Raw genomic sequence first — 21,369 nt, 5'->3', positions numbered from 1 at the left:
ATGTTTCCAAGGTAAGAGTATTTAATATTATACTATATATTTACAATTTCTATCATTATAAAGTAACCTACATCATTTATATAACCATTCTTCTTAACTACTTTAAACGAGTTTCTTAAGTTTTTACATGAAAATTCATACCCTCTTTTTTAATACTGGTACATAAATATCCATTACAGTACCTATAGTTGGATGGCACCTTTCATCATAGTATTCAAAGTCTAATTTTGTTTCATCAAATACATATCCACTATCTTTAAACCATTCTTCAAATATATATTTCCATGTTTGTTTAATTACATTTGCAAATTCATTATTTTCAATTTCTGTACTTGTATTAACTGGGGGAGTTGTAAATACAGCATAAGTTGCTTCTGGAACCTCTACTGTAATCATATCATCAGTAGCATCGTTAAAATCATTGACTATAACACCAAGCATATAAGTTGCTTCTCCGTTATCCTCACTTGATGGAATACATAATCCCACTTCACCGTGTTTTGGTGGATTTAATATTTGATACATTTTGCTTTCTAAATTTTCGCCATCATAATTAATCCAAAAAGAAGCTACATCTTTTGTATAATTTCCATTAGTTATATTAGTTTTTATACCATAACCTGCAACCTTAAAAGTAGGTTTTTCAATGATAGTTGGCTTCATAAAATCCCCTCCAAATTTTAGTATTAATTCCTTTTCCAAATTTCTATCCATACGCTTTAAATACTGCGTAGGACTAAACCCAAATTCTTTTTTGAAAGCTTTAGAAAAACCATTATGAGTTTGAAATCCATACTCTAAAGCTATATCTATTATTTTCTTATCATCAAACAAATCCTCTGCTGCTAATGAAAGTCTTCTTTTCTTTACATACTCCATTAAAGTTATCCCTTTGTTAATATTAAACACCCTTGAAAAATGAAATGTAGAATAACCACACTCATTAGCTATTAATTCTGGTGATAATTCATTTTTAATATTTTTTTCAATGTAATCAATACATAGTGCTATTGCATCATTATAATTCAAATTCTCACCGCCCCTTTCCCCACGTGGTAACTATAGTATAACATCACAAATATAATAAAACTGTTCCTAATTTGCTAAAATTAAACTATAAAAAATAGTTAGTAATACATATTTATATTACTAACTATTTTTTATAATAATTAATTCGATCTAGTAAATTATCTTTTCATATTCATAATTTTTTAATAGGATATAAAATTCATATTTTATATTATTATTAATCTAATTCAGCAAAAATTTCTACAACATCAGGATCATAATAAGAGAAAAAAGCACTTTTTGCTTTATCTAATTTTACAATCTTCTTCATATCATAATCATCTAGTTTAAAATCAAATATATTAAAATTCTCAATCATTCTTTCTTTATGAACAGACTTAGGAATAACAATAACACCTCTTTGAATTAAATATTTTAATGCAACTTGAGCTATAGATTTATTATATTTATCTCCTACTTCTTTTAGGGTTTTGTTTATAAATATATTATTTCTTCCTTCTGCAAATGGTGCCCAAGATTCAATTTGCACCCCATATTTATCCATAATTTCTTTAGCCCTTACTTGCTGATTAAATGGATGTGTTTCAACTTGATTAATTGCTGGAACTACCTCATTAAATTTAATAAGATCTACTAATCTATCTGGATAAAAATTACTTACTCCTATGGCTCTTATATTACCACCCTTATACATTTCCTCCATAGCTCTATATGTGCCATAATAATCATTGAAAGGTTCATGTATTAATACTAAATCCAAATATTCTAGCTGAAGCTTTTTAAGTGATTCCTCTATAGAAGTTTGCGCCTTTTCATATCCAGCGTTTGATATCCATACTTTAGTTGTAATAAATAATTCTTCTCTTGGAACGTTACACTTCTTAATCGCTCTTCCTACAGCCTCTTCATTACCATATGTCTGAGCAGTATCAATTAAACGATATCCCACTTCAATTGCATCTAATACACATCTCTCACATTCCTTCAAGTCTTCAATTTGATAAACTCCATATCCTAAAATAGGCATTTTCACCCCATTATTTAATGTTACATATTTCATATACTCTCCTATTTCCATGAACTATTTTTCATATATTTATTACTACTATTTTCTATTATTATTTATACCATATTAAAGTTTATTTTTATATTTAAGAACACACTTTTCATGCTATTGAATACTTACTCTAGCTCAGCTACATAATCCTTGTCCCTATTACATGAATCAATCTGTTTATCTCTCCTTCAATCCAATGTAAAGAAAAACAGTATAAAAATTTCAACCTTTAGTGACAAAGTTACAATGATTTAAGTAGTCGAAGAAGTAGCAGAGTTTTACTGTTAAATCAAAATATATTATATTAGTGCATACAATTTATTTACATAATAGCCTTTCTGAAAAATAGGATTGCCTTAAAAACAACTATTTCTGAAAGCAATTTTCACAAATTTTAAAGGAGGTCGCGTTTCGCGACTCCCCTTTAAATTTACATTAATTCTATCCAATCACTTAGTTTATTATAAACCTTAAATCCTCTTTTCTTATACATTTCATAAGCAATACTATTCTTTTCTATTACTGTTAAACAAATTTCTTCTACTTGCTTTTCATTTAAAAATTGTATTGCTGTTTCTAATATTTTTTTACCATAGCCCTTTCCCCTATATTCTTTTATTAATCCTATATCAAAGAAAGCTTTTTTATCTTTAATAATAGTATTTAAAAAGCCTATACTTTCACCCTTATCTAATACAATAAAATAATCTTCATTGTCATTTTTATTTTTCAAATAGCTTTTTGCCTCTTCTATTTCTATATAAGTTCCGTGAGGCATATCCATAAAAGACTTATTATATACATCAACATATTCCTCGATATTTTCCTTTGATAACCTAATCTTATCTAACACATCATTTACTTTTTCTCTATTGCTTAGAACCATATTAAAAGATGAGTAACTTCTTTTTAGTCCAATATCTTGTGCTAACTTAAGCAAATTATCACTTCTTATTCCAAGTAAAACTTTCTTGGCATTATATTTATTAGCAAATACTAATGAATTATTAATTAATTCTCTCAATATTTTTTTATTATAATTTGGACAAACTACTTTATTTATATAGATAGTTTCTAATTTATCTACAACCTCTAGTATAATCGACACCTTACCTACTACTTCATTCTCATCAAAATAAAATAATATACCTTCACCATAATTACATATTTTATCCGTAAGTTCTTTTTCAATTTGGGATAATGATAAATCAGTATTTTCATTTCCCTTTATAAATTCTAATGCTAAAATTTTTTCATCATTATTTAACTCTAAAAAATTCTTTATCATTATTCCTTCACCCAATATTCACTACAATCTTTAGACCTATCTAGGAATCCATATTGAATTAAAGCTCTTCTTATTGTTACATAGTCCTCATATATTCTTTTTAATACTCTATTTATTTCTTTTTCAGAATATTTCTTTCCAACATTAAAGTTTTTAGTTATTTCTTCTAATAATATAATCTTCTTCTTTTCTTTAGATGGATAGCTTTTTAATGCCCCATTTTCATCTACATAAGTTTCTATTACCTTAATTTTTTCTTCCTTTGTTATATTAAATCTATCATCTAAGGTTGTTGCTCCTTTGTGTGCATCACAAATAACATCTTCTTCTAACATATTTATATCTTTATTTGTTTCTTTAACAAGTAAATTCATAGTTGCTAAAAATAGCTTAGCTTGCTTTTCTTTTTCTCTTAATTTATACCTATGATTTCTAATAGTAGAATTTGCAATACCTAACTTTGCTGCTATTTCTTTATCATTAAGTCCTAAAGCTATTAATTCAATTACTGCTTTTTGAGATGACGATATTCCTGTATAAAGTGAATTCATATTTAATAGATAACTTAACATAGAATTATGCTTTTCTTTTATATGAATCTGAGCAGCCTTTTTTGCATCATATAAATTACCACCTATTTCGTATATTCTTCCTTTAATAAATATTTCTTCACACACTATACATTTTATATATTCTTCCGTTTCTACTAGTCCTTTTTCTATTTCATCTATAGACGCTCTCCAAAAAAACTCATTATCCATAACTACCTCCGCCATATTTTCTTAATTAAATTTTACAACCTATTTTATAATTTGTCTATATATAAATAAACTTTATCCAATTTTGTTTGCATTTAATTTTAATAACATTTAATTGTATGAAAAAGGACAGGTTGTAATTTTTAAATTACAACCTGTCCTTTATTTTAATTTATATTCATATCTTTCTTTTTATAAATAACACTAGCAGCAATTAATGATATTATAATAAGTAAAAATCCAATTAAAACAAATTTTAATTCAAATCCATCCTTTATTATATTTGATGGAATTACCCATTCATATGGAGAAAAATATTTTATAAATGAAAACTCTTCTTTTAGCTTAGATATGATACCAATTATATATGTCATAAAAAATAAACTAACTCCTAAACTAGTTGCCATTTTCCCTTTCTTTAAAATTGTTGATATAGCTATCCCAATTGCCATAAATATATATCCTAAAAAGGCCATTCCAATAAACACACTTTTTATATTCATCATAAGATCCATTGTATTTAATTCATTTGGCTTAACTGCAATAGATATACCTATTGTAGAAACTCCAATAACAATTATGAATATACAAAAGTACACAACCCTTGATGATATCTTACTCCAAAGAATTTTACTCCTTGATACTGGTTTAGAATATAAGAATTCTATTGTACCTTCGCTCTCCTCTTCTATTATAGAATTAACTCCAAGCATTGCACCATAAATTCCACAAGCCATTGCAATATATTGAAGACAATATCCAAGAAAATCATTTATATTGCTAAAATCAGTAGTACTTGAAAAATTAAAGGTTTCTAAAATGGCTGGTGGAAGTGAATCTAATTTTGCACCTACTAATTCTTGCATTCCCATATCCTTCATACTTGGGAATAATGCCATAAAAAAAACTATAATTGCAGAAGTTCCTATACTCCAATATATTAATGATTTTATATTTCTTTTAAATTCAAACTTAAATATATTCATTACTTATTCTCTCCTTCATAATAGTTTAAAAAGGCTTCTTCTAATTTAACATCTTCAATTAATAGCTTGTCTAGATTGTATTTAGATAATAAACTTATTAACTCATTTATATTTCCTTTATATATAAACTCAATTTCTTCATCAATATATTTAAAGCTTTCTGATATCTTCTCAATTTCCTTTATATTTATATCATTAGATCTTAAAATTATCCTTTTTCCTAAATCTCTATTCATTTTATTTAAATCTAATATGTCAATTATTTCTCCCTCTTTTATAACCGCAACTCTATCACAAAATTTCTCTATTTCAGAAAGATTATGTGATGATAAAAATATAGTCTTCCCTTTTGCTTTTTCCTTTAACAATATATTAAATAATTTTTGTTGAATTAATGGATCTAACCCATTTGTTGGCTCATCTAAAATTACTATCTTAGGATTGCTTAAAAGAGCTTGAACTATAGCTACCTTCTTTTTATTTCCAAGACTAAGTTCTTCAATTTTCTTATCTAGTTCAACTTCTAATTCACTACAAAGTTCATTTAAATACTGATCATCATAATAATCAAAAAATGAAGCTGCATAATTTAATATATCTTTTACTTTAACATCTGAATAATATCTAACTTCACTTGGTACATAACTTGTAAATTCCTTAATAAGCTTGCTTTCACTTACAATATCTTTTCCTAATATCTTAGCACTACCTGATGTAGGAAAAATAAAATTAAGCAAAGTTTTTATTGTCGTTGACTTTCCTGCTCCATTTGGCCCTATAAAACCATATATTTCTCCTTCTTTAATTTCTAAATTTACATTTTTTATTCCCCTGCTTTTTCCATAACTTTTTGTTAAATTAGTTATATTTATAGCTTCCATTTTTACACCACCTATAAATTCTCTTTATATTTTAATAATTTGTCATTGAACCTTTCTCCTGTTATTTTTTTATAAACATAAAAATTCAAAGTTACAAGTATAAAGTATGCTGTATATATTATGAAAAATATCTTAAAAGATATTCCCCATAGTTCTATCCAATTAAAATATTTAATGAAGATACTTAAAACTCCTAAAAGTATTAAATAATGTGATATTGTTTTTGTTTTTATTGATATCTTCGATAAAAACTTTTCATTATATAAAATAAATTGAATTAATCCAACTATGATCGCTAATAAGATAAATTCCCATAATAACTCTAAAGGCATTATCTTATTTTCAATAAAAAAACTTACTACTCCATAGGTTAATATTATCATCATAAAGAATAATCCTATTAAAGCTTTTACTTCATATCCTATATTATAAAAATTCTTCATTATATCCCCACCTTTTAATAATCTAATTTTGCTTTAAGTATAGGTACATATTGTCTAGAAACTATTAACTTTTCCTTATTTTCAAGCAAAACCTCTACTCTTCCACCAATTACAGTGTTTATAACTAAAATTTTAGATATATTTATTATTGTTGATTTAGATGCTCTAAAAAAATGATATGCTGAAAACTTATCTTCAATTTCATAAAGTCTAAGATTACTTTCATATACCTCTTCATTGGTATATATAAATGTCCTTTTGTCAACAGATTCAAAATATAATACATTTTCTGGTTTTATAATATATACTTTACTATTTTTAACACCAGTAATTATATTTTCATCTTCCCTTAACTTTTCAATTATTTTCACTATATTATCATCAATAACCTTACAATTTATCACTATTTCAACTTCATTATTATTTTCATCTTGATTAATTATTACCTTCATAATATCTCCTCTTAGACTCTTATAATCAAATAGTACTATTTTTAATAAATATATCAATATAATTTTACTAAGATGCTATAAATTGCAAAGCAATTTGTTAGTAAAAAGTTATTCTTCATTCCTCAACTAATCTTCTTACTTTTTCATTCTTTCATTTTTTCATTATTTTCAAGTATTAATAATTAGTAAATTATATATACTAAACTATAGAAAATTTATTATTTGGAGGTATATAAATGCATAATAAATACAATGATCTTTTTGACACTTTAATAAGATCTTATTACGAAGGCAACTTCGATGAAACGCTTTCTAGAATTATGGTATGTCATGAAATTTCACCTCAGGAAACATTTAAAATTATTACATCACTTTGTGGAGTTTCTATAGATTTTGATAATAACTATGTTTATAACATAAAAAAAGCAATTACAAATTATGCTGTTAACAAAAGATTTATAGAAAAGTTAGATAGCTGTAGTATTGATTGTAAACAAGATGCAAATAAAAAATTTAATTGTCAAGCAAGTTGTCCATTTGATGCAATTTTATATGATGGTGATAATAAATCTACATATATAAATTATGATTCATGTGTTGGTTGCGGCTTATGCATAGATGCTTGTAAGGATGGTAAAATTTTAGATAAAGTTGACTTTATTCCTATATTAGATTTAATTAAAAACAATAAGATAGTTATAGCTGCAGTTGCTCCTGCCATCATGGGGCAATTTGGTGAAGATGTATCTATGGATCAACTACGTGCTGCTTTTATTAAAATGGGCTTTACTGATATGATTGAAGTTGCTTTTGCGGCTGATATGATTACTATTAAAGAAGCTGTTGAATTTAACCATCATGTTAATAGTCCTAATGATTTAATGATAACTTCATGTTGTTGTCCTATGTGGGTTGGAATGCTAAAAAAAGTCTATAAAGAACTAGTTCCAGATTTATCTCCATCTGTTTCTCCTATGATTGGAGCTGGAAGAGTTATAAAAAAATTAAATCCAGATGCTAAAGTTGTTTTTATAGGTCCATGTATAGCTAAAAAGGCTGAAGCAAAAGAACCTGACTTAGCAGGAGATATTGATTTTGTTCTAACCTTTCAAGAAATAGATAATATTTTTAAAGCTTTTGAAATTAATCCTAATGAACTTCAAGGAATTCCTTCTAAAGATTATGCATCAAGAGGCGGTAGATTATACGCTCGTACAGGTGGAGTTTCCATTGCAGTTGGCGAAGCTGTTGCTGAGTTATACCCTGAAAAATCTAAGCTATTTAGCTCTGTCAGAGCTGAAGGAGTAAGAGAATGTAAAGAAGTATTAAATAAGGCTTTAAATGGTGAAATTAAAGCAAACTTTGTTGAAGGCATGGGCTGTATTGGTGGATGTGTTGGTGGCCCTAAAGCCATTATCCCTAAAGAGCAAGGAAAAATCGCTGTAGATAACTTTGCTTATCATTCTCCAATAAAGGTAGCAACTCATAGTACTACTATGGATAATGTTTTAGAAAAACTTAATATAACATCTTTGCATGACTTTGAAGATGATACTAAGACAGCAATATTCCATAGAGATTTTAAATAAAAAATTAGTAGCTCTACAATTTTAAATATGGCATTATATATGCACAATAATTATTATATAGTATTTATTCTATAATAATTTAACTATTCTAGCATATGATAAGGAGACACAATGAAATATTCAATAGTTTTTAGCAGTGTAACTGGTAATACAAAAAAATTATCAGAAACAATCAAAAATAAAGTTGATGAGTGTTATTTTGGGAAACCTTGTAATGAAGCACTTGATGCAGATGTTATATTTGTAGGGTTTTGGACAATAGGAAACTCTTGTGGATCAGATATTAAAACATTTATAGAGAAACTTTCTGGCAAGAAGGTATTTATATTTGGAACTGCTGGGTATGATAATACAAAAGAATACTTTAGCGGAATTTTAGGTAGCGTAAAGGATTTAATCCCTCAATCTAATACTATTATAGGAACATATATGTGCCAAGGTAAGGTATCAGATGCTATTCAAAATAAGATAAAAGAAGCTACGCCTGAAAAATTTGAAGCAATTAAAGATAATCTTGTAGAATCATTAAACCACCCAAATGAAAATGATATAAAATTATTAATATCTGAAATTGATAAAATAAACTTATAATGTATTAATTTTTAATTCAAGAGGCTGTAATTTTACATTAAATATCTTTCTGTGACAGCCTCTTATATATTGTATATTAAAATATAACCTATAATAAAGAAACTTATATTTATTAATTGCTCACTATTCTTCCCACTTTTTTAAATTTGGATTTTTATCTAATATAGAATAATACTGTGCAAGAATTCCAAACTTTCCTTCTGGATCTAACTTCATATATCTTTCAAACTTTTCTTCTCTATCCTGTAATCTAGACCATCCGTAATGCTTTAATCGTAAGTTACTTAACTCATATGCTAAGTTATTACAATTATATGGCATCCTTCCACAATGTTGAGGTGTTTCTCTAAACAAATATTTATAATTTTCTTGATATCTTATCATAAATAATCTATAAACGTTATGAGCATTCCATAAACTATCTTCTCTATAATGCTCTTCATCCCAGAAATCATATAGTCTAAACATATAACCATCTACTTCAGTATTCTTCATTAAATCTCTTACACTATATTTAAATTTATTTTCAAATATCTCATCAGCATCTAAAAATATTATCCAATCAGGATTAATCTTCATAGTTTCTTCCCACTGTTGCTTCCTTAAGATAACCTCATTGCTAAATTTTGAATCTTTATTTTTTACTAAGGTATATGGTATATCGACTAGCACTTCTTTTATTATTCCAACAGTATTATCAGTACTCCCATCATCAATTATAACTGCATTATCAATATATTGTTTAGCATCTTCTAACACTCTTTTTAAAAATCTATTTTCTTCATTTTTAACTACCATTGATAAAGTTAGCTTATTATCTTCTTCTTTTACTTTCCTTACCAAAGGCTTATTTGCAAGTTCCATTTTACCCTCAAATATCCATTTAACTACTTTATAATTTTTATCTTTATCCATCTGTAAAATAAATCTACTTTTATTTTCTTCATAATAACTATAGTTATTTCTATATCCTGATTCACTATAAATAACTTTAATAACTATTTCATTAACGTCATCAGTAAATGCTGTTCTATGTCTTATTATATTTATTTTATTTGTTATTCTTTCTTCTAATACTATCCTTCTATCTATTATTAACCCTATTTTCAATCTAGCTTTTTCTTCTTCTCCAAAATACTCTAGATAATTTAAAGGGATATCTTCCTTATAACTATAGCTTCCAATCCCTTCTAAAGCTATCTTCAATATATCATATGCCTTCTCACTATATATTTGAAAATCTCTAATACTGTTTGATGCTTTATATTGACTTACTTTGTCTAAATCCTCATCTCTATATATATGATGAGCAGGATAATAAGTATCTACATATAATTGAATACCAAGTACAGCTGCTCTTATACAGAAGTGCCTATCTTCACCCCAAAAGGAAACATTATAAATAGGATTAAAATTTACTCCTTTTGAAAGTGCTTCTTTTGATATTAAAGTACATGCTCCAAGACCTCCAACCTTATATGTCCCTGGTTTTCTCAGCATATTAATAAAATCTGCTGTTCTTTTTATAACTTCACTTTCACGTAATCTTTCTCCATGTTCAAAATCATATAAAGTGTACATATCCTTTAGCCAAACTTGTGGCTGCTCATAGCTATTTGGTTTCCATCTTGTCCAAAATATATTTGAAACTATTTCTTTATTCAATGATACCAGTCTTTTTAATGTTTTAGGATTCATTACTAAATCAGAATCTACAAGGAAAAGATAATCATAATCTTCTTTTAAAGCTTTTTCTATTATAGTGTTTTTAAAGTTTGATACTTTTCTTATTAAATCGTTTGACCATCTATGAGTATAATCATCACATATATATAAGGATGTATTTTCTTCACTTTTTAAAATAGTAACTTTCTCTATATCTTCTTTAAACTTATTTAAGATTAATGAAGATTCTTCTATATTATTATCATCAATAAAACAATATTCAATATATAAATTTTCTAAATCTAATTCTTTTAATGATAGAAGGAATTCTTTTAAAATGAAAGGCTTTTGATGAATAGGACTCCCAATTAAAATTCTAATCATTGACTTCCTCCAATTATTTATCTTAATACAATATAGTTTATTCCTACTTATCATATTATGCTTATTTTTAATAAAATAACCTTTAATAAGTAGTTTTAAGTAGAATTTGATAGTAATATCTATTTTTCTATTATTAGCATATTTTATTGATTATCATATTCTATAATAAAGCCATTTTGTTTGGAGGTAACTTTTCTTTGGATACTTTAAGCGTTTGTATTATAGCTAGAAATGAAGAGGCAAACTTAACTAGATGTCTTAAAAGTATAAAAAGTATTGCTGATGAAATAATTTTAATTGACACCGGATCCACTGATAATACTATTAATATCGCCCAAGAATTCAATGCAAAGATAATAAAGTTTCCATGGAATGATAACTTTAGCTCTGCAAGAAATAAGGCATTAGAAATTGCATCTAAAGATTGGATTTTATACATTGATTGTGATGAGTCATTGGACAATAGTCAAGTATCTGAATTAAAAGATATGCTAAATGATTCTTTATATTTAGGATTTAGATTGAAACTTATAAATATAATAGATAATAAACCTTATAAAGGTGAATATTTACTTAGGATTATTAGAAATAACTCTGGATTTTATTTTTCTGGAAAGCTAAATGAAAAACTTAATAATTCTTTATATAATGATTCGTATTTGAATAAAATTTTTAATTTAGAATTTTTATTATATAACTTTGGATATGATTATAGTAAAAAGCAATTAGTAGATAGATGTAATAGAAATCTTTCAATATATTTATCCTATGATGATGAGGAAAAAAATTATTTATATTACTATAACATTGCAAATGAATATTTCCTTTTAAATAAATATAATATAGCAATAGACAACTATATTAAAGCAATTAAACTAAATGATAACTATTATATAAATAGCTATATTTCTTTTTTAATTGTAAAAACTTATTATAAAGCAAAAAAATATAAAAATGCAATTCTTAACGGCGAAAGCTATGTATTTAAAAATGATGCTTTTAGGGAAATTTATTTATTAATTAGTTTATGTTATAAGAAATTAAATAATCTAGAAAAATCAAGAGAAAATCTAAAATTATATCTAGAGCTTTATAATGAAAACTTTCCATATTGTTTTAGCTTAGATTATATAAACTTTAAAAACTTTATTCCAGAAATGCTTGGCTTTAATTTAGAAAACTTAAAAAAGCTTAATTAAAAAAGAAGGATAAGTATTTCTACTTGTCCTTCTTGTCAATTTTTAATTATAAATAATAAGATTATTAGTGGAACCATTTAAAGTTTTACAAATATAAATTATTAAATAATAGCTTTATTAGGTTATTATCACCTTTTTTTCTTTAAAATTTGTTCTAATACATTTAATCTTGTTTTCCCCAAAATTTGTTTTGGTTTCTTAGCTATTTCATCATCTTTATAGAATTTAGCCTTATTAGCTTCTATTACCATAAATATTTTTTCTTCTAAAGCTTCATCCTCTATGTTACCTTCAAAATAATCGTCTATGTAGTCTCTTAACGCATAGCTAAGTTCTTCCTGATTTTTATAATATAATCTAATTCCACCCTTGTTCAAGAAATTATCCTCCCTAAAAATCTACTTTTTAAAATCCACTTTTTATATATATTTTATACTAAATAATCCTTTAAAACAATATGTATTAAAATTCTTAATTTTTATTTAATTATTATGTGTAAATATTATTCTCATTTTGGAAATAATACTATATTTTTCTGTATAATTGCAACAAAAAATCAAATGATAAAAATTATCAATTAATTTAAAATATCTATTGACATTTTATTAAATAATAATTATTATTAATACATAGTAACTTTTAAAAACGAGGAGGAAAAAGTTTATGTCATTAATAGGAAGAAAAATCGAAGAATTTAAAGTTCAAGCTTACCACAATGGTAACTTTAAGGAAGTATCAAAGGAAAATGTTTTAGGTAAATGGTCAATCTTCTTCTTCTACCCAGCAGACTTTACATTTGTTTGCCCAACTGAATTAGGAGACTTAGCTGATCATTATGAAGAATTCAAAAAAATTGGTGCTGAAATATACTCAGTATCTGAAGATACTCACTTTGTTCACAAAGCATGGGCTGATGCAACAGAAACAATAGGAAAAATTCAATACCCAATGTTAGCTGACCCTACTGGAAAGCTAGCAAGAATGTTTGAAGTTCTTATTGAAGAAGAAGGTTTAGCTTTAAGAGGAACATTCATAGTTAATCCAGAAGGAGAAATCCAAGCTTATGAAGTTCACCAAAACGGAATTGGAAGAAATGCAGAAGAATTATTAAGAAAAGTTCAAGCTGCTCAATTCGTAGCTGAACATGGCGATCAAGTTTGCCCTGCAAACTGGACTCCAGGTGAAGAAACTTTAGTACCAAGCTTAGATTTAGTTGGTAAACTTTAATATAAAACATAAGGAGGGTTATTCTCTCCTCACTATATATTAATCATACATTAAAAAATTAGCGAGGCAACTCGCTATTTTTTTAATAAACTAATCAATAATTATTATTATTTAATAATAGAATTGAAATCTTAAGGAGGAATTTATGAATAAAATATACGATTTAATTATAATTGGTGGTGGTCCTGCTGGTTTATCTGCTGGTTTATATGCTGGCAGAGCAAGACTTAATACTTTAATAATTGAAAAAGAACATACTGGTGGTCAAATTAATAGTACTGCTGAAATTGTAAACTATCCTGGTATTGTAAAAACAACTGGCCCTAATTTAACTTCAGATATGAGAACTCAAGCTGAAAACTTCGGTGTTAAATTCCAAACAGCTGATGTAATTGATGTTGATTTTTCTGGAGAAGTAAAAATTATCAAAACAAATAATGGTGAAATCCAAGGTAGAGCTATAATTATAGCAACAGGTGCTTCACCAAGAAAATTAGGTTTCCCAGGAGAAATCGAATACGGTGGTAGAGGTGTTGCTTACTGTGCTACTTGCGATGGAGAATTCTTTAAGGACTTAGAAGTTCTTGTAATAGGTGCAGGTTATGCTGCTGCTGAAGAAGCCATCTACTTAACTAGGTTTGCTAAAAAAGTAATTATAGTTGCAAGAGAACCTGAGTTTACTTGTGCTAAATCTATAGGTGATAAGGTAAAAGCTAATAAAAATATAGAAATAAGATTTAATACTGAAGTTGTAGAAGCTATTGGTGATGATGTTTTAAGATCTGTAAAGCTTATTAATAATGTTACTAATGAAAGATCAGAATACTTCCCTCCTAAAGAAGATGGAACATTTGGTATCTTTGTATTTGTTGGTTATGAACCACAAACTAAAGTATTTAAAGATAAGATAGAAATGGATAGATACGGATATATCTTAACAAATGAAAATATGGAAACTAATATTAAAGGTGTTTATGCCGCTGGTGACTTAAGACCTAAACTATTAAGACAAGTTGTAACAGCTGTAGCTGATGGTGCTATTGCAGCAACAGATGCTGAAAGATATGTTGCATCTGAAAAAGAAAGACTTGGAATAATTGAAGAAGAAGTTATTGAAGAAAAAGTGGAAACTAAAAATGAAGTACCTACTTCTAATAATAAGGCTTTATCTGGAAGAAGTAATTTATTAAACGACACTTTAAGAAACCAATTAAAAGGTATATTATCTAAAATAGAAAATAACATTTCATTAGTATCAATAGTTGATGAAAGTAACAAAAAATCAATTGAATTAAGAGATTTAGTTTTAGATATATCTGATTTGAGTGATAAAATTTCTGCTGTAATCTATAAAAAAGGTGAAAACCTTGAAATGGAATCTAAAATTCATACAGATAAATATCCTGTAGTTGCTTTATTAAATAAAGATAGTAACTACAGTGGAGTTAAATTCCATGGAGTTCCTGGAGGACATGAATTAAATTCATTCATATTAGCTATTTATAATTTAGCTGGTCCAGGTCAAGCACTAAATGAAGATTTACTAAATGAAATTAAATCACTGTCACTGGATAAGAAAACTAACATTAAAGTTGCAGTATCTCTTTCCTGCCATGTTTGTCCTGAAGTTGTAACTGCCGCTCAAAGAATAGCTATAGAAAATCCTAATATAGAAACAGAAATGCTAGATTTATCAAACTTCAAAGATATTAAAGATAAACATAAAATAATGAGTGTTCCAGCCTTGATAATAAACGATTCTAAAGTTTATTTTGGTGGTAAGAAACTTGAAGATATAGTTCAATTACTTAAATAATAAATATTATTTTTTTAAAGGTATTGCAGAAGATAACAATTATCTATGTGGTACCTATTTTTTTATAAATAATAACCCCTTCCACTAACCAAAATCTATGATATATATAAAATTCTAAAATATATTTTTAACTATTTAATTTTAAAAATATATAGCCCCATTAAACTCTTTATTTTTAGTTTAATAGGGCTAAAACTTATTTCAGAATCTATTTTTAGCTAATTATTTAGATTCAAGTGCTACATGGGCACTTCCTTTTCTTTTTTCGGTTTCATCAACCACTAAAGCTGCTACTGCAGAACCTGTAACATTAGTTGCTGTTCTCATCATATCGATTATAGCATCTACAGCCATTACCATTGCCATACCTTCTATAGGTAATCCTAAAGTTGATAAAACAACTGTTGTTGACATAGTGGCTGCTCCAGGAACTCCCGCTATACCTATTGAAGATATAACTGTTGTTAATACTATTAAGAAATAATGATACATAGTCATATCCACATTAAATACATTTGCTACAAAAATTGCAACTATTGCTGGATATAATCCACCACAAGCATTCATTCCAATAGTTGATCCAAGTGGTGCTACAAAGCTTGCTATATTTTCAGAAACTTTAGCATTTTCTACTAAACTCTTAATTGTTACAGGCAATGTTCCATAACTACTTTGACTTGTAAAAGCTATAACTTGAGCTGGAAAAATATCCTTAAAGAACTTTAATGGATTTTTTCTTGCAACAAATGCTATTAAAGGAGTATGGACTAAGACAATTTGTAATATACAAGCTATATATACTGCTAATATAACATTAATTAATGATTTTATCGTATCCATACCATTTGTAGCTGCAGCTGTTGTAATTAATGCAAATACTCCATATGGTATAAATTTCAATACTATTCTTGTTATACTTAATACTAATTCATAAGTTGATAAAATGAAATCTTTAAATGGCTTAACCTTCTCTGGATTTTTATTATCTTCAATTACTAAAGCTATTGCTATGAAAAGTGAAAATATTACTATTGGAATTATTTGATTATTAACAACTGATGCCACTGGATTGGATGGTAAAAAGTCTAATAATACCTTTGAAAATGATGGTATTTCCCTAGCTTTAAAACCTTCTGCTCCTACAAAGCTTAACCCTTGTCCTAATTTAAAGATCTTACCAATAATAATTCCTATTATTGCTGCTACACCTGTTGTACCAAGTAATATTCCTAGTGTTTTAATACCAATTGATTTTAAAGTATCTAAATTTTTAAGTCTAATTATACTTGTTATTATTGATACCATAACTAAAGGAACTACTATCATTTTTATTAATGATATATACCCTTTTCCTACTACTTCAAGGAACTTAATATTTTCTTTAAATATTGCACCTAGTATTAACCCTATTGTTAATGCAGTTAACGTTGAATAAGAAAACTTTCCTGTTTTTGATTTTACTAAATAAATTATATAAAGTGCTGCTATTGATAATATAATAGCTAATATTAAATTAATATTCATTTTGTATCCTCCTAATATTTATTTTAGATGATTTAATATTTAGTTAAATATTTATTTGCTGGCCTGCAAATTTCTTAAGATAATTCTTTAAATATTGTATTTTTAAAATTTTATCTAATAAGTTGATTTTAGATTATCTATACAAGAATTCATATCTTCTAATTAATCTATGAATAGTTTATACACTAATTAATAAATATATTAATTAAATCTGTTGTATAAATAAAAAAAACCTACTACCACTGTTTGCACAGAGGCAGAAGGTAAACTTCCACGGTTCCACTCTGATTAGATATAATCAAATATCCATCTCTTTTTAGGTACTTATAATACCTTATCTCTATAATGGGAGAACCCATAAGCCCCTACTTTTCATATTCAGGCCTTCGACTCCAAGGTGCACTTCATTAATAAAATTATGGGTTATCTCAGCAACTAACCTTCTCTGTTATAATTATTATTAATTACTTTTCCTCTTCATAATCTTTAATTCATATCGGATTACTATGATTTAATTATAGCATTATTTTATCTATTGTCAATATATTAATTATATATTTAATTTATATATTTATAAGGTATTTTTAACTAAAATGAAAAGGCTGTCGCAGACAGCCCTTTAATGTAAAATTTACTTTTCATTCTCCATATACAAGTCTACATTGCTTTTAGTTACTTTTGTATGTGGTACTTTTATATATTTATTATTTTCAAGCTCCTCTATATCTTGTATATCATTTCCTTTTGCTAATGCTATTGCAATATCAAATATTGCTTGAGCTTGAGCTTTAGAATCACTAATAACAGTACCAATCATTTCACCCTTTTTAACTGATTCCATTGCTTCCTTTATACCATCTATCCCAACAACCGTAGGTTTTTTAGTAAATACATCGCTAGAATTAATTGCATGTATAGCACCAAGTGCCATTACATCATTATTGCTAAATACAACTTCAATTTTATCTCCGAACTCTTTAATCCATTGATTCATTTTACTTATAGCTTGATCACTTTGCCAATTAGCACTGTCATCTGCTAGTTTTTCTAGTTGAACTCCTTTTTCAGTAATAGACTTTATACAATATTCTGTCCTTATTGAAGAATCTTGATGTCCTGGTTCTCCTTCAAGCATTACATATTGAATCTTATTATCTTTATTCTTATCTACTATATCCTTTTTGGAAAGCCATTCATCAAGTACTATCTCTGCTTGTAATCTTGCAGATTGTTCTGCTTGTGCTCCAACATAATATAGCTTATCCCATCTATTCATATCCTCTTCTACTGGTTCTCTATTAAAAAATATTAATGGAATATCTGCTGATTTAGCTTTATCAATTATAGTTGATGCTGCTGTTCTATCTACTAAATTTACACATATAACATCATAATCTTGATTTATAAACTTATCCACTTGATTTCCTTGATTTATCGTACTTCCTTTTGCATCAACAAAGTCAAGTATTATTTTTGATTTATCAACACTTTCATTTTCTTTAACTATTTCTTCTAAATTCTTACTGATTGTAGATATGAAAGTATCATCTTGCTTATAAAGTGTTACCCCTATTTTAATTTCTTTTTTAAATTTAATATTGCTTTCTTTATTACAGCCTACAATAAGAGTAGATATTAGCATTAAGCTAAAAATATTAATTATTCTTTTACCCTTTTTCACCCTAACCTCCTATAAAGCATTAAATTTATCACCTTACAAAGGGAAATAACATCCTTTGATTTTCTTTAGAGTACATATTTCTACTATTGATTATAGTTGATGTTATTATGCTATCATCAATTGATTTTTCTTCAATTTGTGAAACAGAAGCCTTTACACTTAAATATCCAACATTAAATTCATTTTGCATAGCTATTGAATTTATTACATTTTCTTCAATTAAAGATATTATTAAGCTTGTACTACCTGTCCCATATAATTCAACATTATATTTTAAATTGTTAGTACTTAATACATACTTCTTAGCTTTTCCTATACTCTCTAAAATATTTGGCTCAAATGTAATTATTACATCAGTTTCATTATTCTCTATAATTTCTCTAACTTTATTATAAAGTTGTACTTCATCCCTTGGTAATTCTAAGAATTCATAAGTATTTTTACTTTTCTCTATTTCATCTACAAATCCTAAATATCTTTCATTTATGCTACTACAGTTTAAATCACTTTTTATAATAGAAACTTTACTTCTCGTATTTCCATTTCTCACTATTTCCTCTGCTAGACTCTGCCCCAATTCATAATTATCGCATGATATATATGGTATATTTTGCTTAGTTTCTATATTAGATTCAAATAAAACTACAGGTACCTTTTTTCTCACGTTCTCTATAGTACTTGCCATAGCATTATAATCTGTTGGAGATATAAGTATTGCATCTGTGCCATCATTTAATTCTCTCTCTATTAATTCAGTTTGCTCCTTAATACTATTTTCCTCTAAAAGTGTTAAAAATCTTATATTTACGTTCATCTCAGAAGCTGCTTGCTCCATCCCCTCTTTTATTATCCTCCACCCTTCACTATTTTTCCCTCTAATTATTACTGAAAAATTATAAACCTTAACGTCCTTTTTTTTACCTTCATTTAATAATACTAAAAAGGAAGAAATAAGCATTATAAATAAAATTATGAAAACTAATTTCTTTTTTATCTTCACTTTTTATCCTCCTTAATACTATAAAAATCTATAGATGGCATATGAATTCTTATTGTGGTACCTTCATCAGGTTCACTATATATCTCTAATCCATAGCTATCTCCAAAGTATAATTTTATTCTCTCATGAACGTTTCTAAGTCCTATTCCTGAACCTTTCTTTTGAACTCCATTTTCATTAGTTAGTAATTTATCTGCAACCTCTTGAGGCATTCCAAGCCCATTATCAATAATATCTATATATAATTCATCATTCTTCAAATAAGCTTGTACGAGAATATCTCCATCACCACTCATATATTCCATACCATGATAAATAGCATTTTCAATCAGTGGCTGAATTATTAATTTAATACTAGTGAGATTTAAAACCTCTTCTTCTGCTTTAATATCATAAGTGAACTTATTTTTATAACGTATATTTTGTATTGTTAAGTAATATCTAGCATGCTCTAACTCATCCTTAACAGTTATTACATTTTTACCCTTGCTCAAACTTATTCTAAAAAATCTTGCTAGGGCTGTAACCATTACTATAGCACCATCATAATTTTCATTTTCTATCATCCATATAATAGAATCTAAAGTATTATATAAAAAATGTGGATTTATTTGCGCTTGCAATGCATTTAATTCACTTTTTCGCTTTGCCTCTTGTTCATTCATTATATTTTCCATTAACATATTCATTTGTTTTACCATTGACTTAATTGCTTTTCCTAAATGTTGAATTTCATAAGAACCACTTTCTGATATATTTAAATTAACTACTCCGTTTTCAAATTCGTTAACTGACTTTTCTAATTCTTTTATAGGATTTGCTATTCTTGATGATACAAACATATTTATTGAAATTAATGTAAATATAGCAAAAAACATCATAAATATAGCAAATACCCTAATTTCATAATAATCAGCTGTAATATCTGTCATTGGTGATATAGCAACTATCTTCCATCCAGTATATCCAACTGTTTTCACTGTTACTAATCTTTTATCACCTTCAAATTTTTCAACGTGATTCCCATCCTCATATTTTGCTGCTTCATAATTATTTTCTTTTATTAAATCAGAATATATTAATTGCTGTCTTGGGTGATATATTATTTCTCCATCTCTATCTATAAGATAAACATATCCATTTTTCCCCATATCAACATTTTTACATATTTGTTCTATACCACTAAAGTTCATATCTACTAAAAGAACTCCACCATTAATTCTACCACTTTCAGTAATTTCAACTGCTCTACTTAAAGATACTACCCAAGTGTATTTATAATTAGGATCATAAAATAAATTTTGCACATGTGGAGTAGAAAAATGTAAATTTTCTCTCTTGCTTATTGCACTTTGAAACCATTCACTTTCTCTAGGGTCAATGTTATTTTTTAATTGTTGTAATGGATACGAAGCTATTACTTCACCATAATCCGAAAATAAGCTAATACTTATTAAATAATCTTTATTGGCTTCATAAATTAAGTCCATTTCTTTATCTATATTTTCATCTGATAAATCTGTTTTCTTTATAGCTCTATAATATATAGTATCTGATATCTTCATCATTTTTCTTAAGTAGCTATCTAAGTTTAAGTTTACTTGCTCTAATATAGATTTATTATTTTTTAAAACCATTTCTTCTGTTGAGTTAGTAAATCTTAAGTAAAGAGCTCCACCTACAACTATCATTCCAATAACAGCTACTATTGTAAAAGATATAGATATTATATATTGAATACTAGCTTTTTTATAATAACCGATTATTTTACTCTTAATAGAATTTAGCATATTAACTCA

Annotated in this window: 19 protein-coding genes and 1 other annotated feature; of the genes, 5 read left to right on the top strand and 14 right to left on the bottom strand. The window is 26.7% G+C overall.

The features are described from left to right. Positions 1 to 135 precede the first annotated feature (135 nt). From J2Z25_RS06175 to J2Z25_RS06140, 8 genes are all read right to left on the bottom strand, one after another. A complete protein-coding gene (locus J2Z25_RS06175; RefSeq protein ID WP_008677018.1) occupies positions 136 to 1,029 on the bottom strand; it encodes an AraC family transcriptional regulator in 894 nt (297 codons plus the stop codon). A 217-nt stretch (positions 1,030 to 1,246) separates the two neighbouring features. Beyond that, positions 1,247 to 2,089 (bottom strand): aldo/keto reductase, encoded by an 843-nt coding sequence (locus tag J2Z25_RS06170; protein WP_209739155.1) that lies wholly within the window; start codon positions 2,087 to 2,089, stop codon positions 1,247 to 1,249. A gap of 427 nt (positions 2,090 to 2,516) precedes the next feature. Further along, a complete protein-coding gene (locus J2Z25_RS06165) occupies positions 2,517 to 3,374 on the bottom strand; it encodes a GNAT family N-acetyltransferase (RefSeq protein WP_209739152.1) in 858 nt (285 codons plus the stop codon). Next, positions 3,374 to 4,135, bottom strand: a complete 762-nt coding sequence (locus tag J2Z25_RS06160; RefSeq protein WP_209739150.1) for a DUF2087 domain-containing protein — start codon at positions 4,133 to 4,135, stop codon at positions 3,374 to 3,376. Before J2Z25_RS06160 ends, J2Z25_RS06165 begins: the two co-directional genes overlap by 1 nt. Before the next feature lie 164 nt (positions 4,136 to 4,299). After that, positions 4,300 to 5,118, bottom strand: a complete 819-nt coding sequence (locus J2Z25_RS06155) for an ABC transporter permease subunit (RefSeq protein WP_209739148.1) — start codon at positions 5,116 to 5,118, stop codon at positions 4,300 to 4,302. Continuing rightward, a complete protein-coding gene (locus J2Z25_RS06150; RefSeq protein ID WP_008677007.1) occupies positions 5,118 to 5,999 on the bottom strand; it encodes an ABC transporter ATP-binding protein in 882 nt (293 codons plus the stop codon). Before J2Z25_RS06150 ends, J2Z25_RS06155 begins: the two co-directional genes overlap by 1 nt. A gap of 11 nt (positions 6,000 to 6,010) precedes the next feature. Next, complete coding sequence (locus J2Z25_RS06145) at positions 6,011 to 6,442, bottom strand: DUF3021 family protein (protein ID WP_097034412.1); 432 nt, start codon at positions 6,440 to 6,442, stop codon at positions 6,011 to 6,013. Positions 6,443 to 6,456: 14 nt separating this feature from the next. Next, positions 6,457 to 6,894, bottom strand: coding sequence for a LytTR family DNA-binding domain-containing protein (locus tag J2Z25_RS06140; RefSeq protein ID WP_209739146.1), 438 nt, complete (start codon positions 6,892 to 6,894; stop codon positions 6,457 to 6,459). Positions 6,895 to 7,130: 236 nt separating this feature from the next. On the opposite strand from J2Z25_RS06140, the gene J2Z25_RS06135 reads away from it, so the two are divergent. Together J2Z25_RS06135 and J2Z25_RS06130 are read left to right on the top strand one after the other, a co-directional pair. Then, on the top strand, positions 7,131 to 8,483 hold the full coding sequence (locus J2Z25_RS06135; RefSeq protein WP_209739144.1) for a [Fe-Fe] hydrogenase large subunit C-terminal domain-containing protein: 1,353 nt from the start codon (positions 7,131 to 7,133) through the stop codon (positions 8,481 to 8,483). Between the two features lie 111 nt (positions 8,484 to 8,594). Beyond that, positions 8,595 to 9,074, top strand: coding sequence for a flavodoxin family protein (locus tag J2Z25_RS06130; protein ID WP_209739142.1), 480 nt, complete (start codon positions 8,595 to 8,597; stop codon positions 9,072 to 9,074). Between the two features lie 123 nt (positions 9,075 to 9,197). Here J2Z25_RS06130 and J2Z25_RS06125 read toward each other — a convergent pair whose 3' ends face one another. After that, positions 9,198 to 11,123 (bottom strand): glycosyltransferase, encoded by a 1,926-nt coding sequence (locus J2Z25_RS06125; RefSeq protein WP_209739139.1) that lies wholly within the window; start codon positions 11,121 to 11,123, stop codon positions 9,198 to 9,200. Positions 11,124 to 11,320: 197 nt separating this feature from the next. On the opposite strand from J2Z25_RS06125, the gene J2Z25_RS06120 reads away from it, so the two are divergent. Next, the gene (locus J2Z25_RS06120; RefSeq protein WP_099345986.1) at positions 11,321 to 12,322 is read left to right on the top strand and encodes a glycosyltransferase; all 1,002 of its coding nucleotides are present in this window, start codon (positions 11,321 to 11,323) and stop codon (positions 12,320 to 12,322) included. Between the two features lie 128 nt (positions 12,323 to 12,450). Here the strand turns inward: J2Z25_RS06120 and J2Z25_RS06115 are convergent, their stop codons facing one another. Then, positions 12,451 to 12,699: a TIGR04540 family protein gene (locus tag J2Z25_RS06115; RefSeq protein ID WP_008676993.1), complete on the bottom strand. Its 249-nt coding sequence runs from the start codon at positions 12,697 to 12,699 to the stop codon at positions 12,451 to 12,453. Positions 12,700 to 12,985: 286 nt separating this feature from the next. Between J2Z25_RS06115 and ahpC the strand changes: the two genes are divergently transcribed. Further along, positions 12,986 to 13,549, top strand: coding sequence for an alkyl hydroperoxide reductase subunit C (gene ahpC / locus J2Z25_RS06110; protein WP_209739137.1), 564 nt, complete (start codon positions 12,986 to 12,988; stop codon positions 13,547 to 13,549). Between the two features lie 145 nt (positions 13,550 to 13,694). After that, positions 13,695 to 15,365, top strand: a complete 1,671-nt coding sequence (gene trxB / locus J2Z25_RS06105) for a thioredoxin-disulfide reductase (protein ID WP_209739135.1) — start codon at positions 13,695 to 13,697, stop codon at positions 15,363 to 15,365. 222 nt (positions 15,366 to 15,587) lie between these two features. Here trxB and J2Z25_RS06100 read toward each other — a convergent pair whose 3' ends face one another. From J2Z25_RS06100 to J2Z25_RS06085, 4 genes are all read right to left on the bottom strand, one after another. Next, positions 15,588 to 16,889, bottom strand: coding sequence for a dicarboxylate/amino acid:cation symporter (locus J2Z25_RS06100; protein WP_008676990.1), 1,302 nt, complete (start codon positions 16,887 to 16,889; stop codon positions 15,588 to 15,590). Positions 16,890 to 17,138: 249 nt separating this feature from the next. Continuing rightward, positions 17,139 to 17,379 (bottom strand) — a binding site (T-box leader). A gap of 141 nt (positions 17,380 to 17,520) precedes the next feature. Beyond that, entirely contained in the window at positions 17,521 to 18,570 is a 1,050-nt protein-coding gene (locus tag J2Z25_RS06095) for a galactose ABC transporter substrate-binding protein (RefSeq protein ID WP_008676988.1), read from the bottom strand. 28 nt (positions 18,571 to 18,598) lie between these two features. Then, a complete protein-coding gene (locus J2Z25_RS06090; RefSeq protein ID WP_008676985.1) occupies positions 18,599 to 19,570 on the bottom strand; it encodes a substrate-binding domain-containing protein in 972 nt (323 codons plus the stop codon). Continuing rightward, positions 19,567 to 21,360: a sensor histidine kinase gene (locus J2Z25_RS06085; protein ID WP_008676982.1), complete on the bottom strand. Its 1,794-nt coding sequence runs from the start codon at positions 21,358 to 21,360 to the stop codon at positions 19,567 to 19,569. Before J2Z25_RS06085 ends, J2Z25_RS06090 begins: the two co-directional genes overlap by 4 nt. Between the last annotated feature and the right edge of the window lie 9 nt (positions 21,361 to 21,369).

The sequence above is a fragment of the Clostridium tertium genome (genome assembly GCF_017873245.1).
Lineage (GTDB): Bacteria > Bacillota > Clostridia > Clostridiales > Clostridiaceae > Clostridium > Clostridium tertium.
The sequence above is the reverse complement of the archived record's forward strand: the minus strand, read 5'-3'. Positions and strand labels throughout refer to the sequence as shown.